Origin of the sequence: Plantibacter sp. VKM Ac-2880 (genome assembly GCF_015351235.1) — a bacterium.
Taxonomy (GTDB): domain Bacteria; phylum Actinomycetota; class Actinomycetes; order Actinomycetales; family Microbacteriaceae; genus Plantibacter.
Genome location: NZ_JADKSJ010000003.1, coordinates 66,049 through 82,490, shown reverse-complemented (window position 1 = coordinate 82,490; position 16,442 = coordinate 66,049). Strand labels below are relative to the sequence as shown.

General features: G+C 63.2%; 14 protein-coding genes and 1 pseudogene. 9 read left to right on the top strand and 6 right to left on the bottom strand.

Features of this window, described 5'->3' with window-relative positions; all coding sequences use genetic code 11:
- Positions 1-289: 289 nt before the first annotated feature.
- Positions 290-2,968 (bottom strand): DUF11 domain-containing protein, encoded by a 2,679-nt coding sequence (locus tag ITJ57_RS19000; RefSeq protein ID WP_194671619.1) that lies wholly within the window; start codon positions 2,966-2,968, stop codon positions 290-292.
- A 569-nt stretch (positions 2,969-3,537) separates the two neighbouring features.
- On the opposite strand from ITJ57_RS19000, the gene ITJ57_RS18995 reads away from it, so the two are divergent.
- On the top strand, positions 3,538-5,067 hold the full coding sequence (locus tag ITJ57_RS18995; RefSeq protein ID WP_194671618.1) for a LuxR C-terminal-related transcriptional regulator: 1,530 nt from the start codon (positions 3,538-3,540) through the stop codon (positions 5,065-5,067).
- Positions 5,068-5,830: 763 nt separating this feature from the next.
- Here ITJ57_RS18995 and ITJ57_RS18990 read toward each other — a convergent pair.
- From ITJ57_RS18990 to ITJ57_RS18980, 3 genes are all read right to left on the bottom strand, one after another.
- Entirely contained in the window at positions 5,831-6,190 is a 360-nt protein-coding gene (locus tag ITJ57_RS18990; RefSeq protein WP_228507591.1) for a transcriptional regulator, read from the bottom strand.
- Positions 6,175-6,612: a hypothetical protein gene (locus ITJ57_RS18985; protein WP_194671617.1), complete on the bottom strand. Its 438-nt coding sequence runs from the start codon at positions 6,610-6,612 to the stop codon at positions 6,175-6,177. Before ITJ57_RS18985 ends, ITJ57_RS18990 begins: the two co-directional genes overlap by 16 nt.
- Positions 6,613-8,337: 1,725 nt before the next feature.
- Positions 8,338-8,775, bottom strand: coding sequence for a GNAT family N-acetyltransferase (locus ITJ57_RS18980; protein WP_194671616.1), 438 nt, complete (start codon positions 8,773-8,775; stop codon positions 8,338-8,340).
- 307 nt (positions 8,776-9,082) lie between these two features.
- On the opposite strand from ITJ57_RS18980, the gene ITJ57_RS18975 reads away from it, so the two are divergent.
- From ITJ57_RS18975 to ITJ57_RS18945, 8 genes and pseudogenes are all read left to right on the top strand, one after another.
- Positions 9,083-9,235, top strand: a complete 153-nt coding sequence (locus ITJ57_RS18975; protein WP_194671615.1) for a hypothetical protein — start codon at positions 9,083-9,085, stop codon at positions 9,233-9,235.
- Positions 9,236-9,273: 38 nt separating this feature from the next.
- Positions 9,274-9,690 carry a GNAT family N-acetyltransferase gene (locus ITJ57_RS18970; RefSeq protein WP_194671614.1) on the top strand — a complete coding sequence of 139 codons (417 nt, stop codon included), beginning with the start codon at positions 9,274-9,276 and terminating at the stop codon, positions 9,688-9,690.
- Between the two features lie 526 nt (positions 9,691-10,216).
- Positions 10,217-10,942: a potassium channel family protein gene (locus ITJ57_RS18965; RefSeq protein WP_194671613.1), complete on the top strand. Its 726-nt coding sequence runs from the start codon at positions 10,217-10,219 to the stop codon at positions 10,940-10,942.
- Positions 10,943-11,469: 527 nt separating this feature from the next.
- Positions 11,470-12,072 (top strand): bifunctional 2-polyprenyl-6-hydroxyphenol methylase/3-demethylubiquinol 3-O-methyltransferase UbiG, encoded by a 603-nt coding sequence (locus ITJ57_RS18960; protein ID WP_194671612.1) that lies wholly within the window; start codon positions 11,470-11,472, stop codon positions 12,070-12,072.
- A 261-nt stretch (positions 12,073-12,333) separates the two neighbouring features.
- A pseudogene (locus ITJ57_RS19910) lies at positions 12,334-12,423 on the top strand (helix-turn-helix domain-containing protein); the annotation flags it as partial.
- A gap of 271 nt (positions 12,424-12,694) precedes the next feature.
- A complete protein-coding gene (locus tag ITJ57_RS18950) occupies positions 12,695-13,363 on the top strand; it encodes a HAMP domain-containing sensor histidine kinase (RefSeq protein WP_228507590.1) in 669 nt (222 codons plus the stop codon).
- A complete protein-coding gene (locus tag ITJ57_RS19560; protein WP_228507589.1) occupies positions 13,251-13,610 on the top strand; it encodes a HAMP domain-containing sensor histidine kinase in 360 nt (119 codons plus the stop codon). Before ITJ57_RS18950 ends, ITJ57_RS19560 begins: the two co-directional genes overlap by 113 nt.
- A 404-nt stretch (positions 13,611-14,014) precedes the next feature.
- Positions 14,015-14,485, top strand: a complete 471-nt coding sequence (locus tag ITJ57_RS18945) for a hypothetical protein (RefSeq protein WP_194671611.1) — start codon at positions 14,015-14,017, stop codon at positions 14,483-14,485.
- A 166-nt stretch (positions 14,486-14,651) separates the two neighbouring features.
- On the opposite strand, the gene ITJ57_RS18940 is transcribed toward ITJ57_RS18945, so the two are convergent.
- Positions 14,652-15,458 (bottom strand): hypothetical protein, encoded by an 807-nt coding sequence (locus ITJ57_RS18940; RefSeq protein ID WP_194671610.1) that lies wholly within the window; start codon positions 15,456-15,458, stop codon positions 14,652-14,654.
- The gene (locus ITJ57_RS18935) at positions 15,455-16,048 is read right to left on the bottom strand and encodes an RNA polymerase sigma factor (RefSeq protein WP_194671609.1); all 594 of its coding nucleotides are present in this window, start codon (positions 16,046-16,048) and stop codon (positions 15,455-15,457) included. Before ITJ57_RS18935 ends, ITJ57_RS18940 begins: the two co-directional genes overlap by 4 nt.
- Between the last annotated feature and the right edge of the window lie 394 nt (positions 16,049-16,442).

The window sequence follows — 16,442 nt, the reverse complement described above, 5'->3', positions numbered from 1 at the left end:
CAATACGGATGGAGTGGTGGGTGTTCGCATTGGATCGTCAGTGCTGGGCCTACCTGGGCGATCATCGATGTCGGTGATCGTGTCGCCGGAATCGGCGACCCATTCGCTGATGAGGGTTACCGGTATGGGTGGGGAGGGTGCAACGGCCAGGGATGAAGTCCCGGGCACGAGGGTGATGAGCGCGGCGGCGAACGCGGCTCTGGTGCGAGTGTTCATGGGGTTCTCTGGGGAGCAGGACGGGCCAGCGGCGAATGTCCGCTGGCCCGTCCGGTATCGCTTCGGTGATCGGTTATTCGGTGATCTCACGGCGACGGATGAACGTCGCTCCAAGACCCATCAGGATCGCGATGAGCGCGCCGATCCCCGCAACACCGAGCCAGGCACCGACACCGGTGGACGCCAGCGGCTGCTTGGGCACCTTCGTGGTCACCGAGCAGGCGGGATCCGAGGAACCCACGAGGCAGTTGCTCCCCGGGGAGACGACCGCGTTACGGAGCACGTGGTCACCGGTGTCCGGGTTGTTGACGGTCACCGAGTACGTCACAACCTGAGCTGCCCCGACGGCGAGCGCACCCCGCCAAGAGACCACTGGGGTGGCGTAGGTGGCGCCGCCGTTCGCGTCACCGTTGTAGCTGGCATCGTCGAGCACCGCCGACAGGTCGTCGGTGAACGTAGCCGGTGATGCGGTGGTGTAGTCCGCAGCACCCGTGTTCGTGATCGTGATCGTGTACGTCAGCTTCTTCCCCGGTGCGGTGTTCGTGCTGTCGACCGTCTTGCTGACCTCGAGGGAGCGCACCGGGGTGCTCGTGGCGCAGCCGCCCTCAGTCGCGCAAGTTCCGCCCGGGACGGTGGGACGCACGAAGTTGTTCAGCACCTTGTCGCCGGTGTCGGGATTGTTGACCGTGACCGAATAGGCGACGTTCACCGTAGCCCCGACATCCAGCGGACCGGACCACGACAGCGTCACACCATCAACGGTGGCACCATTGCTGGCGTCATCGTTGTACGTGGCGTCATCGAGCACGCCCGAGAGGTCGTCATCGAACGATGCCGGCCGTTCGTCCGTGTAGGCCACCTTGCCGGTGTTGGTCACCGTGACGGTGTAGGTGATCGTTCCGTTCTGATCGACCGTGGTCTGATCGACCGACTTCGCCACCGTGTACGCCCGCGCAGGGATCTCCACGATGCACGCCGGGTCCGTGGACCCAGGCGGGCAGTTCCCACCGGTGCTCGTCACAACGGCGTTCGGGAGGATCTTGTCACCCGTGTCGGGATCGTTGACCGTCACCGAGTAGGTGACCGTGACGGTTGCTCCCACAGCCAACGGCCCGGACCACGACAGTGTCGGCGCCGTGTAGTTGGCACCACTGCTCGCGTCGTCGTTGTACGTCGCGTCGTCGAGCACACCGGACAAATCGTCGGTGAACGTCGCGGGCGCGTCAGCGGTGTACTCCGCCTGGCCCGTGTTGGTCACCGTGATCGTGTACGTGATCGTGTCGCCGGGCACAACCTCGGTCCGGTCCGCCGTCTTCGTCGTCGAGTACGACTGGATCGGCGTATTCGTGACACACGCACCAGCCGGGTCACAGCTACCACCTGGACCGGCGGGCGTAACCGTGTTACCGAGGTTGTGGTCACCGTTGTCCGGGTTGTCCACCGTCACCGAATAGGTGACGGTCTTTGTCTCTCCAAGCGCGAGCGGCCCTGACCAAGACAATGTCGAACCGCTCACCGTGGCACCACCAGCGGCATCACCGTTGTAGGTCGCGTCATCCAGGACAGCGGTCAGGTCGTCAGTGAAGGCTGCTGGGCTTGCTGCCGTGTAGTCGACGTTGCCGGTGTTCGTCACCGTCACCGTGTACGTGACAACATCACCGGGGTTCGCCCGTGGAACTGAGGCCGACTTCGCGACCGTATATGCGGGAGCTGGCGCGAAAGCATTGGTCACCGTACAACTCACGTTCGAGCCGCGTACGGGTGTGATCGCCAATCCGGCTCCCAGCGATGCGTCTGTGGGGAGGTTCGGCTGAATGCCCGCGCTATCTGTACAGGTGACGGTCGCTGCGTACTGCGCAAGATTCGTGGTCCCGGCAGGGTCCTCTGTGATGAAGTACTCCGTGCCCGGGGTGAAGGAATAGCCGCCAGTCGTTCCGGTTCCTGGGGTGACGGTCGAGCCGGTCCCAGTCGTGGTCGAGGCGAGCGTGTCGTTTACGATGGGGCCGGTGACGCTGCCGGCGCGGATCTGCATCGTGAACTGGTCCGTGTCAACCACGCGATCCGAGTCCAGTGTCTTCGTTGCCGACAGCGTCGGGCAGACGGCACTCGGTCGGACCTGGGCCAGGAACCCTTCGTAGGCCGGACCGCTGTTGACCTGGATGGTGATGGTGTTCAACCCCGCCTGCCAGTTCTGGCTGAGCGAGGTACTCGCAGCGTTGACTTGCGTGAATCCGAGGTAACCAAATTCGTTCGACTGGCTAGCACCCAAGGGAGGTGCCGGTTCGTACGGTGCCTGATGGTAGCCCTGATCAACGTTGTTGACGAAGACCCCCTGCACGGAGTTGTCGGCAAGGAAGTCCATCTGGAGTGCGAACGCCGCCGGGTCCACCGCCGGGTCAAGGATGAACTGGTACCGGTAGTACCAAACGCCTTGGAAGGATCCTTGGTTTACACCATTGGCGCCGGCCGTTTCAGCGATCCAGTCGGCGTTGCCGTACGGGCTCTGCGCCCAGTGACTACCATCGCCACCATTCGGATCTGTCGGCGATGGGCCGGTGACTTGGCCGACCACTACGGCGGGGTTAAACACAGTCGTCGCGGGTGGCAGCTGTGCTCCGTAGTTCACCCCAGTGGGAACAACGGTTGGTCCTGAAGACTCCCAGTGAGCATCGTTGGAGCCAACTGTCTGCGTGCCGCCCGTCGTCGAGTTGTAGGCCGTGTTGAAGATGTTCGCGTCGGTGGTACAGGTCACCGTTGGGGGCGCCGCGCTGGCAGGAGCGGTCGGCGCTGCAAGCAAGGACACCGCCGTGAGACCACTGGCGAGCAGTCCAATGCTCGTGACGGCCGCGAGTAGTCCGCGGCGCGGACTACTCGTTCCAAGCACCAGCCGTCGTGTACCGGGAACGCGGCGGCGTGAGCGACCTCGTTCCCCGATTCGTATGCGCATGGAGGTCCCCCTTAGTGGCTGAGCGCGTGGCATATACCAGGGCGCTGTGATTGCAAAGCGCTTTGAGCATCTCCAAGCCGGCTCCCAGCAGCAACCGCATCCGGGAAAATGAACCCCTACTTGTACCCACTGGCCCCTCGATGCCCCCCAATATCGTCGGTTTTCGGGGTGGTGGAGTGAATGGTGGTAGCGCAACGGGTAGGACGCGGCGCATACTCAGGCGTCGTTTAGCTTGTGCAGCAAGCGTCTCGACGTCTCGAAGGAACCCCAGCCCCCGCTTCCTTTGGCACCAAGTTCACCCGGCCGTGCGTCGTGCCATGCGTGAGCCATATCTGTCCTCTGGGGTCTCTCGGTCCGAATCCTGGAGACGAACAATGTCGATTGGAAATACGAATGCGGTGGGGCGTGTGCCAGCGGCGCAGCTTCGCGAGGCCGTTCAGCGGGAGATAAATCAGGGCGACACACAGACTGCGTTGACGATTGTTCAGCAGCACTGGGATCGGTACTCATCGAGCGAACCTGCCCATCTGTTGGCAGCCATGCGGGCTCTCCCTGGCGAGGTGTTTCTCGATGACGCCGCCTTTATTCTTGCTGCGGAGTATCTCCAACATCTCATCGATGGCGAGGACCCGGACCGGTTCGTCACTGATCCCACGATCGTAAACCAGGCACTGCGAAGCGGGTCCTTACAGCAACAGCTGGCAGTCCTGACGTCGACGTCGGCGACCGCGCGCACTTCGGGAGACTTCCGCCGGGCCGTCGATACCGCAACGGAAGCTCGCCGGAGGCTCACGAACGCGCCAAGCGCCGAGGTCGCGGCGATCCGTATGGACCTCCCCCATCTGGCCCTGCAGTGGGGAAGTTCGCTGGAGATCGCCGACGAGGTCGGGCTCGATGTCCAGTTCGAATATGAAGAGGCCTACCGACTTGGGATGGCGTCGAAGCAACCCCAGATAGCTCGACGCTCTGCAGGGCAGCTGGCCTGGCATCACTCTCGGTGCGGTTGGCTGACCACTGCCGAGCAGTGGCTCCAACGCGCTTGGACGATCGGCACCCCAGACCCGCGCTACGAAGCTGTGAGTCACCTTGCGGCGGCGCTGATCCACTTGGACCGCCGGGAGGTCCTCAAGTCTTCAGTCGAGCTGGCGAGAATGAGCGCCTACCCAATTGGCGAATACTGGTCCGCTGCACTCTGGGTGAGATCCTGGCATGCCAGTACCACGGCAGAGCGAACCCTGCTCGAGGCTGAGATCGCCGCCGAACTCGACCGGCGGCCCGCCGCGCTCTCCAGTGGCGGATTGCATCGCTTCGCGCTCCGAGCCGCGCGACTCCGGCTGGGGTATCCCATCGACAACATGATCCCCGGCCGTCCGGGCGAACATGCCCTTGCCGCGAGCTTCGAGTATCGACGCGGGAACTTCCGCGACGCCACTGAAGTCGCGAAGGCCGCAACTCACTTCGAGGCCCCTCCACGACCTCGAGCGGTAGCCCTCACCATCACCGCCGCTGCGGCCCTCGGTCTGCGGCGACCCGCCGTTGCAGCGCACCAGTTCGGCATCGCACGCGTGCTCATTGACCAGGAACGGCTCTACTCCGCTTACGACCACATCACGCCAGAGCACTTCCAGGAACTCACCCAGGGCCTCGCTCCCGAAGGACAGCTCCGCGTCGGAAGATCTGCGATCGTCGGCCTCCCCCCGATCGTTTCCTCACTGTCGAAACGCGAGCGCGAGATCTTGTCGCAACTCCCGACAGGGAAAACCATCGCCCAGATCGCCGACGAACTGTTCGTGAGCACCAATACCGTGAAAGGTGCCCTCCGTCGGCTCTACCGCAAGCTGAACGTGACCTCCAGAGCCGCCGCCGCAGATATCGCCGAACACACGGGACTCAGCAATGACTGACCCGAACCTCGGCAGCACAGACCTCAAACCAGGAGCACGCCGAGACAGGCCTGCTCCCCCACGATTGGTGTCGAATCGGGTTCGGCACCAATACGGCAGGGAGAAATCCCTGTCGTGGAGCCTCGGGTGGCTCCGCGGGTGGTGCGGAGATACCATCCGCACCACCCGTCCCTTCCCCACCAAACAGCGGAACAACCGCCACCACGCAACGCAACAGGACATGTGATGGACGGAGGCTGGGCAGTGATCCACAATGGCGCGGTCCACCGCCTTCCCTCTCCCGCGCTCGCGCGCTTTGCGCAACGACAGATCGAGAAGTCGCGCAGCGCAACAGATCCCGTCTATCTCAGGTTCTCCCAGCCTGGAACCACGCGGATCATCAGCATCAGGGTCAATCTGACCACCGAGGTCATCCCGCTCCATGCGGGCCGACCGACCTAACCAAAAGATGCAATTTCATCCTGATAGTCGAACAAGCAGTGGTCACGCGGTCCGTGTCTCAGTTTGTCTCGGAGATCTGACCCGGCCAATAGTTGCTGCGTGTGCGATGGCCCCGACCTGTTGACAGCTCGATGATGTCCACCGGCCCAACGCGGGTGTTTGATGCGGTGGCAACAGAGACACAGATTTTCGGAGAGAAGAGCGGTAGCGTTCCGGCCATCACTTCTGCTCGAACGGTCTCCATTACTTTTACCGAGGTCAGTGAGCGACCTCCGGTTTCTCGGAGAACCTGTGCTGGGTGGAACGATCATCAGCGCACCGTCTACGAGTCGGCAGGCTGCGCGGGTTCACTTGCACGGCCGGCGATTGCAGTCAGCGCTTCGAGAGCCCGCAGGTGCCTTTCGAAGGCCTCGCGGCCGTTGTCGGTCAGTCGCAACCACGTCCGGGGGCGCTTGCCCACGTGTCCTTTTTTCGCTTTGAGGTACCCGAGTTCTTCAAGGTGAGACGAGGCCTTTGAGAGCGCGGACGCCGCCACACCTGTGGCTGCGGCGATGACTGCGAATTCGGCTTCGTCGCATCCCGATAGGAACGCTGTCACCTTGAGCCGCGGCAGGGTGCCGAAGGCCTCATTCACGTCACGGGGATTCGATGCGCTCCTCTCTGGCTTCATCGGCTTGCCCATGCGCGCAGTCGATAGACATGCTCCCCAGCCATCGGAATCACCACCGCAGCCATCACCCAGACCAGCGGGTTCGGAAGGGCGAAGGCTAGGAATCCGAGTATGAGCGAAAGAGGAACGATGATCGGTGCCACGCGCCAGTATCTGCTGCTGGCCAGACGCCCTGCGCGAGGCACAACGCCTTGAGCTCGCCACGACACGAGCAGAAGCGGAAACGCGATGACGTTGGCCATCAGGATCATCGCGCCTAGGAATGGGAGAAACCATCCGACGGCGATACCAAGAGCCATCAGCCCAGCGCCGAACAAGAACGCAACCGTGCTCCAGATTGCGTACCACCTGGGCATAACGAAGCTGCGACGAGCTTGCTGAGCGAGGGAGGATGCCAGAGCGAGGTCGCGAGAAGGATCAGAGGAAGTAGCCATGCATTCAGTTTAGCATGTAGTTTCCAAATAGAAAGCACCCCGTGAATCCATCCAACCTCTGCAATCCTGAGCCCCGACCCCTACGAAGCAGAAACATCCTGCGCCACTGAGCCGCCTTCCTCGACGCCGCCATCCCTGGCGACGACCGCACGGCTGTGCACAACCGACACGCTGGCACCGTTACTCCGATCCAGTCCGCGCCACCTGGCCCGTCATCCGACTTCTCGACAATCCCTCGTCCGGCTCCCTGACGATCCCTCGTTGGTAGTCCCGATGTGTGACTACCCCGCTGGGTCGCGCTGCAGGCTCATCCCGCGCAAGCCCGAAGGGGATCCCAGTGCGTCGCCTTCGCGACCACTTCGGCCGTACTCGCGGCTCTAAGCGTCCCGACGCTGAGCCTCTAAGGTGCCGACCAGCCACGTCGCAAGCTGGTATGGATCCTTCGATACCGGAGTGATTCCGACGCTCGTCGGAGCGTCGATAGACCACCATTCGTCCGCCGCTCGCCAGATAGTCCACTGTTTCCCGTCGATGTCCTCAGTGCTCCACCGCTCGACGAAGAAAAGCAGGCGCTGGAACAGGTACGCTCTGCCGGTGCTGCTGACGATATGAAAACTGATCGGTGGAGTCGACGAACTGGACACGGGAACTCCCGAACCCTGGGGCGAGATGACATTTTCTTCGCAGGCAGGGTCTAGGCGTGCGTCGTGCGCCACACCATACGCGCGCCCACCCGCCGGGCGCAGCACCGATCAGCGAGGCGACTCCCCTGCGGCACTGTTCGCGCATCCGACCGGACGCGGGGTGTTCGCGGGGTCTATGCTGTGGGCAGGTCATCACCCGACGAGAGCCTGCATCGGATGGCTAGGGTCCGGAGAGACAGTGGGGGCAAGACTCTCCGTTCCTGCACCATGTGACCGGCCCTTCAGCGTTGAGCAGCGGGTCATCTGTTTCGCCACCGACGGTGAATCCGGGCGACAAGAGCTGAGCGGCGACGAACGACGAACGGCGGCGGCCGAACTCAAGCCCGTCACCCGGCATTGCCTGATCACGCGCAACGGCCTCGCCGTGCCAGCGGACGCGCGCTGAAATCATCAGCGGCGCCGCTTCGCACCGAGATACGCGAGAGAGCTCATAGCGATCTCGCCAGGTCCTCGTCGGCGCAGCCGACTAAGGAGCGGCCCGAAGAGCAGAACAGTGGCGATTTGGAGGGCATATGCCCCGGGCACCAGCCCTCACCATGGAATCGTTGCGGGGTCTTTTTCGGCCATGATGAGGAAGGTAGTCGGGACACTCGCCACGGTGTGTGAGATGTAGATCGTTAGAGTAGCGGATCCAGCCGCGATTACTGGGTTCAGGAGAATCGTGGCAAGGGGGCGAAAGCCGCGAGGCGAGGAGAAGGAGCGTCGCGACAACGATGGGCTTTGTCGCCACGGTTCGGAGAACGTCCGTGATGCTGCCTGACGCGCCGCCATGCGCGATACGCAATCCACGCCGACGGCAGCACCACAACGGACCGTATCCATAGGTAGCCCCCTCGGCTCAACTGCCTCACGCTACCGGCGTGGCTTGGGGCCATCGGAGACCGGAGATGCGGCTCGAGCGGCGCGAGTCGAACTGGCCTAACCCGCAGCCCAACGATTTCGTCGGCGAGCACGAGAATCTCGTCGAGGCCCAGTACCAGGATCCCCCCGTCGTGCCACTTGCCAACGGTCCGCGCCAGGACTATGCGTGACGGAACAGATGGTGCGTGTCCGTCGCACCATTGACCGTGAAACCTTCCCGTTCATACAGGCGCCTCGCTCGTGCATTGAGCTTATGGACCTGAAGCAGCGTCCCTCGCCCTGCTAGCTCGGACCTCTCAACGACCCAGCTGAGGACGGCAGCACCGATCCCCTCACCCTGACGAGACGGAGTCACCTCGATGAGTTCGAGCCAGGTGTCACCGCCTCGGATACCCAGATACGCCGCACCGACGGCAACTCCTCCCTGCTCAATAACGAACACCTCATGGTCATCGATAAGCGGGCGAAAGAATTCCTCCTGCTGCGCCGTGACCCACGGCCCGTAGGCCGCCTCAACTAGATCTCGGTGGGCATCCTCGTGGAGCTGGAAGAGCCACCCTTCGTCTGCGACCGTAGCCACTCGCATTGTTATCGTCATATGCCCATTGTGCAGGGCACATGCTCATGCCCCGGCAACGGCCGCGTGCGCCGAATGACACGCACATCGCTGGCCCGGCCCAGACACTCGTTTGTGTGGTGAGCGCAGATCGGCCCCGGTTGGGCAGATCCCCGCCTGCCTGCCTGGTTGAAAGGGAGCGGTCACCAGCTCGAGCGATGGCCGCGCACGGAGTGCCAGCAACCATCAAGAACATCTCCTGGCCAGGAGACGAGAGCAGTGGCCGGACCATGAACCGATGACAGACGTGGGCCGCGCGCGAACCTAGGAGGTAAAGCAGCTCACATAGATGTTGTTGATCGCCGAAGTTCCCGTACTCCTCGGGGACATCATACTTAGGGCGTGTCTGACCGACGTTGCCGTGGCCGAACTACTGAGCGAGGGAGCAGTTGTGCAGTCCGACAGCAGGAGCTTCAGAAGAGATGAGAAGCTTGACCTGTGATTGAGTTTCGGAATGCCGACCCTACTGACGCCGAGGACATGGCAGAGGTGCAGAATGCGATCTATCGCGCTGGGCTCCGGGCGAATCCTGTGGATGTCACGCTGATCAGGGAACGTTACCTTGACGTTGAGCGCACTGTCGCGTGCACGGTTGCTGATCAGGACGGCCGCATCGTCGGTTTCCAGTCGCTCAAACGCGCGTGGCCGGGCAACCCCTACGGCGTACCATCGGGGTGGGGAATCATCGGCACGCATATTCACCCCGGTGTTGGGCGGAGCGGCGTAGGGCGACGCCTTTTCGCCATCTCGTTGTCTGCCGCGAAGGCCGCCGGGTTGCGACATGTCGACGCAAGTATCGGCGCCGACAACGTGGGCGCGCTGGCCTACTACTCGGCCATGGGCTTCATCCCCTACGGAGAGAAAGATGGCGTCATCCCGCATCGCTTTGATCTTTAGAAGCGCTAACAGTTCCTTCGTCCAAGCGGTGTTGAGGAGGATGGCAGCGCCGTAGGTCGGGAACTGCTTATGGTAGCGGGTGGCAAGACAGCGCCACTGCTTGATATCGCAGAAGAGGCGTTCGATCAGGTTCGGGCCTTGGAACCGGCAACGACCATACCCAATGGTCTTCCGTCGGGCGATCCGCAGCGTTTTCGGTGGTCTTTCTGATCGTCGGGCTCGGGGATCACAGCTTTGATGCCGCTGGCTCGGAGGTTTCCGCGGGTCGCGCGGGATGAGCAGGTGTTGTCACCCCGAATCACATCCAGACGAGTGTGATAACGGCCAATGTCGCGTCCGACGCGCACAGCCGCTGGTATGTCGCAGTAGCAGCGACCATGCATGGTTGATGCTCCGACGGCACGGATTCCAGCGCAGCGAGCAAGCGGGAATGACTCCGAAGGCCTTCTGTGCGCACGATCAAACGGCGCAAGAATAGTCCGCCACCCACGCTAACGCGGATGGCTCCTCCAGATACGCTCGCGGCATGACTCAGGCACGTTGGCAGAAGCTCACTGAATGGCCCCTCACGATCGCTGCAGTCGTCTTCCTCGCGGCATACTCCTACGAGGTGATCGCCGAACCCGGCGGAAGCGTCGCCGAGGTCATCATCGCGGCGACGTGGGTGGCCTTCGCGGCCGACTACGTCGTCAATCTCGTGCTCGCGAGACCACGATGGCGATGGTTCTACACACACCTTCTCGACCTCGCGATCGTCGTCCTCCCGATGCTCCGGCCATTGCGCCTGCTCCGGCTCGTCACGCTCCTGGCGATCCTGAACCGGACCGCCGGCGCCGCCTTCCGAGGACGGGTCATCATCTATGCCGCCGGCGCATCCACCCTCCTGGTGTACGTCGCGGGTCTTGCGGTCCTTGACGCTGAACGCGGCGGCGACGGCTCAATCCAGACACTCGGCCAAGCCCTCTGGCGGGCATTCGCCGCCATCACCACCATCACCACCGTCGGCTTCCCCGCGACGTACACCGGACAGTTGGTTGCCGTCGGAGTCATGATCGGCGGGATCGCCCTCATCGGCGTCGTCGCTGCCACTCTCGCCTCATGGATCGTCGAGCGCGTCGAGCAAAAGGAGGCCGTAACCGAAGCGATCACCAGTGCGCACATCGAAGCACTCACGACCGAGACCTCCTCGCTCCGGAAGCTCATCGAGGTGAAGGTGAGCGAGACGCTTCCGGACGGCGCATCATCGAGATAGATGCAGTTGTGATGAAAATCACCATCATTCGTAGGTTCCACATCAGGCCGACGGGAGCGGGGTGGCTACGCGCGGCAAATACTGGCCGTTCTCGGACAATTTCCACACCGTTCAAAACGGTGTTCAGGACTTTTCGCTTTCAAGAGCGCGGGCCGGATCTCGATCCCGGACAGTTTCGCGGACAGCAGTTCTGACACTCGGAAGACTTCAACGATGACGCACGCCGCTCGTTGCACATCTGCCTATAGCCTCGCGAATTCGTCTGGAGGGAGTCCCGACATGTCGATCACCGGTTCTCAAAGATGACAAGGCTGTATTCGGCAGGGTGTTGATTCCGAGCGAGCCGTACGCAGCTCGTGCCGGTCGCTGCGACGAGGGCACTGGGCTCGTTCGCCAAGCGCGTGTCTGCGCACATGCCGCACCGCTCGGCCGCCGTCAGCGCTTCCCGTTCGTCATCCGACCCATACACGGCTCCCACCGTAAACGACCGATTGCAGCCGTCGCTGGAGACCAGGCAGACTTGACCGATGGAAGATGCACCGGCGGTCCGCTGGAACCACAACATCCACTACCACCGGCACATCCTCGACGTCGTGCCGGCCGGAGCACGCACCGCGCTCGACGCCGGTACCGGAGACGGGCTCCTGGCGATGGAGCTGCGCGAGCTCGTGCCTCAGGTGACCGGAATTGATCCTGACGCTCACGTACTCGAATCAGCTCGTCGCCAGCAGCCGGACGTCACCTGGGTCGAGGGCGACGTCATGACCTATCCGCTCATGCCTGCCTCGTTCGACGTGGTGGCTTCCGTCGCGACGATCCACCACCTGCCCGACCTCGATAGAACGCTGACTCGACTCGCCGAACTCGCCACCCCGGGTGGCACCGTCGCTGTCATCGGTCTGGCCCGATCATCCCGACTGCTCGACCATGCCTACGACATTGCGGGACTCATTCAGCATCGACGTCTCGCTCGACGTTTCGGCGTCTGGGAACACTCCGCACCGACGGCGCCACCACTGCACACGTACGCCGACGTGCGAAGGAGCGCCGCCCGAGTCCTGCCGGGAGCGAACTGGCGACGGCTGCCCCTGTGGAGGTATGCGCTCGTGTGGACGAAGCCGACCCGTTAACGGTGGCGGTCTCAACTGGTCAACATACCACCCGAGATGATTGGTCCGGAGGTGCGTGTGAGGTTCACGAGCGGGCAAGAGGATGCGCTGTGGGATAGGTAGCGGCGGGGTGAGCCGGGCTGGCTGATCGGCCGTGCTCTGGGCGCGAGTCCGTCGTCAGTGCGGGCAGTACTGGCTTTCCACGGTGGCATCCGCCCCCGAAGCGACGCCGTAACCAACGACAGCTGAGCTCGCAGGAGAGGGAAGAGGTCAGCCGCGGGAGCAACGGCCCGGACGATCGCGACGAGCATCGACCGGTCGCCCTCGACGGTATCGAGAGAGATCGCCCGAAATGATGGCAGGGCGGGATAATCACCACAGGTTCCACTCCGCAATCAGCGGCCCGCCCATCAGCAGAATCAACAACCTGGGCGGGCATCACACCGAGTGGGGCGGGTTCAGGTTGACGTACTCAGCCCTTGTATCCGGGAACGTCGAGACCTCCTGCCTTCCGCCACGTGATCCACGGTATCTCCGGTGGGCTTCTGATCATCAGCAGCGGGAACCACCGCTTTGATGCCCGACTCGGACGCCTCCATGGATCGCGCTCATCAAAGCGTTTTTCCCGCGAGCCGGAGCGCTCATGGCCGTAATCCTTCTCGTCGGACTCGTGGGCGGCTGGCTCCTCGCCGGCGTCATGCTCGCTCCGCTGACCCGCATCCGCGACGCAACGAGCAAAGCAACATCCGGGCATCTCTCGCACCGGATACACCTCAAAGGTCGAACGGACGAGTTCCGCGAACTTGCCGACGCCTTCGATGTCATGCTCGAACGCGTCGAAGCTCAAGTCGCAGAAGGACAACGCTTTGCAGCCAACGCCTCCCACGAACTCAGAACGCCCCTCAGTATCACGCGGACAGTTCTCGAGGTGGCACGTGCAGACCCCGACCGAGACGCTACCGCTGCCTTCAACCAACTCGAAGCAGTAAACGATCGAGCAATCGCTCTGACTGAAGCGCTTCTTCTCTTCAGCCGAGCCGAGCGGAGAGTCTTTCTCTCAGAGGCAGTCGACCTCTCTCGTCGCAGAGGAGGTCACCGAGACGCTCCTCCCCCTGGCCGAGCACCGGGACATCTCCATCTCGACCGGCGGCTATACCACCCGTGCGTTCGGGTCCCCGACGCTCATCGCACAGATCGCAATGAACCTCGTCCACATTGCCATTGTCCACAATGTTCAGGGCGCCACAGTCCACGTTACAACCACACTAATCTCCTCAAGCAACGGCCCAGACCTAGCGACATTGTCCGTTGAAAACACAGGCGCACCGGCATCGCCTGAACTCGCGATGACGCTGACAGAACCCTTTAGACGAGGCACGGATCGCATCCGAGGCGGACACAACGGCACGGGCCTGGGCCTCGCGATCGTAAAGAGCATCGTGCATGCACATGATGGACGCCTAACCATATCGCCACAGCCCTCCGGAGGACTCAAAGTGTCGGTCATCCTCCCTGGCGCCAACCCCGGGCCATCGCTCCCAGGAACCACCCACCGTTAGCCCCGACACCCAATAAGCCCAGGCAACATCATCGCCTCAGCGAGAGGATTGCCCTTGGAAAAGACCCAAGCGCCCTGATACCTCTGTCCCAGGAGCGCCGGCGACGAGGCCCTCGAAGCTGCACGATCGCACGAATTCGTCGCCCTGCGTCCTGTTCTACCCTCACGTCACCGTCGCAAGCAAGCCAATCTCGAGCTAGCAGTCGCGCACGCCGTTTTGGCGTCTCAAGCGATCTCTGTCTCGACGGAGCCGCGTCCTTCGTCCCGCGGTGATGTCGTCGGAGCATCGAGCGATCCTTTCAAGAATCACCACCTCGTCTCGCGGGATGATCGGGATCATCCTGAAGCCGGACGCGCGGACGCTGGGTTGGGTGCACTCTGGAAGTATCCAAACGAGGAGACACAATGATCACCAGAATGCGCCTGACCCCGGCTAGGATCGCAGCCCAACTCGCCCTGGGTGTTCCCATGCTTGCGATGGGACTGCTGCTCGTTTCGAACGTTCCGCCCTCCGGACCCTGGGATCCAGTCATCCACGTTGTGGGCGCCCTCGCATCAATCGTCTCGACCGTCGGGGTGCTCAGCCTCGCCAATCATGCGGCGAATACTGTTGCCGATCGGGTCGGCTCCAAGCGCCTGCCGTGGCTCGCATACGGTGCGACACTAACCGCTCTTTGGGCTCTCGTCATCGCCGCCATCCTCACCGGCGCGCAGTTCCAGGCCACCGACGCAGGGACGCCCGGCGAATTCACGATCTGGGCGGCAGGGGCCGCGTTGGTCAGTTTCAGCGCGCTCGTGACCGCCCTTACTATTGGTACCATCGCCACCCGGAGAGCGATCATTTCCTCCGCGGTACGCTCGAGCGCCAGCGAGTAGACAGCTCTCGGGAAGCCGGACGCCCGAGCAGCCCTTCGACCTCGACAGGCTGCCGTAGTCACACAGCAAAGCTGGTCCGAACGAGGCCTCCTCCTGACACAAGACCCGAAGCGTCACCAACGCTGCTGCCGAGGACAAAGCACCCAGGTTGGCCTCGTCCTGTCCATCACTGCGGGAGGGTTGCCTGCGCGTTGTCAATGGTGCGTCCGTCGACCAGTGTGAGGCGGTAACGCAAGTCCGGGCGAGGACCGCCGTTGCCCTCGGTGCCATCACCGAACGCGCTGCCTGGCCACCAAGCAATGTAGTGACCGTCGGCGACGGTCGCAGTGACGACATCTCCCGTGGTGATGGTAATGTCCACCGCTGTCACGTCCGGGCCGACGTCACCGACGACGATCGCGACCGTGGGTACAACCGCGATCCCAAGAAACCCCGTCTCGGAGAACTGCGCGATAGAGCCTCCTGTGAACTGTCCTGCGGTCGGGATCGCGCCTTGGCCGCCCCCAAAGCCGGCGCTGACATGCTCCGCTTGCATCGCGCCTTCGGGGAGATACAGCAGGCACGAGATCGTGCCAGGTTCGTCGGTCAGCGCCGCGATTGCGACCCACTCGCCACGCCGTTCCGCGAGAACAACGTCCGCGTCCGGGCGCCCGCCGGCGCTCGTGCAGGCTGGCCCGGCGATTGCGAGTTCAGCTGCCGTCAGGGTGACGGGGGTCGGGGTCCAGGACGCATAGGCGGGAGTGGGAGTGATCGTGCTGATAAGCGCCATGCCGGTCACGGTCGCTGCGGCAAGGCCGACGAGAGGCAGCGCCCAGCGTCGAAGGGGCCGGCGTCCAGTGTCGACGTGCTCCGGTGTGGAGGCCAGGATCTGGTCCAGACCGTTCGCTACGCGGCGACGAGCCGTGTCATCCAGTACCGGTTCGGGCGCGGCGTCGAGAGCGTGGAGGGTGTTGTTGAGGTCGTGCTGGTTCATGCGGTCATCTCCGTGGTCGTCGCAGAAGGTCGAGTCGCAACCGCCGTTTGAGGGGCGATAGCTGTGGGTGAGAGGCTGGGTTCCCCGCCGAGCGCTGCGCGCAGCGCCGTCCGGGCGCGGTGGAGCCGGACCCGGTAGGCTGCGGCGCTGATGCCGAGCACCTGTCCGGATGCCTTCGCGGGCAGTTGTTCCCACAGCGCCAACGCGAGCACTTCTTGCTGCGCGGGCGGAAGTGTCTTCCACGCGGCGATCAGGTCGAGGCGGAACGCCGCGGACGAGGCGTCTTCCCCAGAAATGTGAGGTGTGGAATCGGCGATGCGGATGCCGAGCTGCTCGTAGCGTTGTCGCGTACGATAATTGGCCAAGATGCAGTTGCGGGCTGTCGTGAACAGCCATGCCCGGGCCCCGTCGGGATCTCGCGGCACCTGGTCGAAGCGGTGCCACGCGATCAAGAATGCGTCGTGAGCGAGGTCCTCGGCCACATCTAGAGGCGAACGGCGGCGTACGAAACGCAACACGTCCGTGTACGCGGTGTTGTAGAGGACGGCGAATCGCCGCTCGCGGTCAGGATCTCGAGCAAGAGGTCTCATACCCAGTACATGCCCCGAGACCGCCCACCGTTACAACACCCGCGCAACCGATCCGCTTCAGCCGAGTTGAGGTGCCATGCACCCGACCTGCGAACCAAGCATCAGGTGACCTTGGACAGAACGGCCAGTATTGTCAGACACACCCTAGCTGTTGCTGGCCAGGAGGTTGTTGACGCGTGACGCTGCTACCGAAGCCAGCGGCTGTCCGTCGTACGCGCGCGCACCGTGGCAGTCGGTGTTCCGACACCCTCCATCCGCCTGCTGACCACCCACCGCGCGTGAAAAGGCGCATCTCCCCGTCGTTCCAACGGAGCGCGCGGCAGGCCTCAGCGTCGATCCTGGGTTACCCCTCTGGCGCGCTGGATGATCAGGGAGCCCCCGGTAGTGCGCGAGA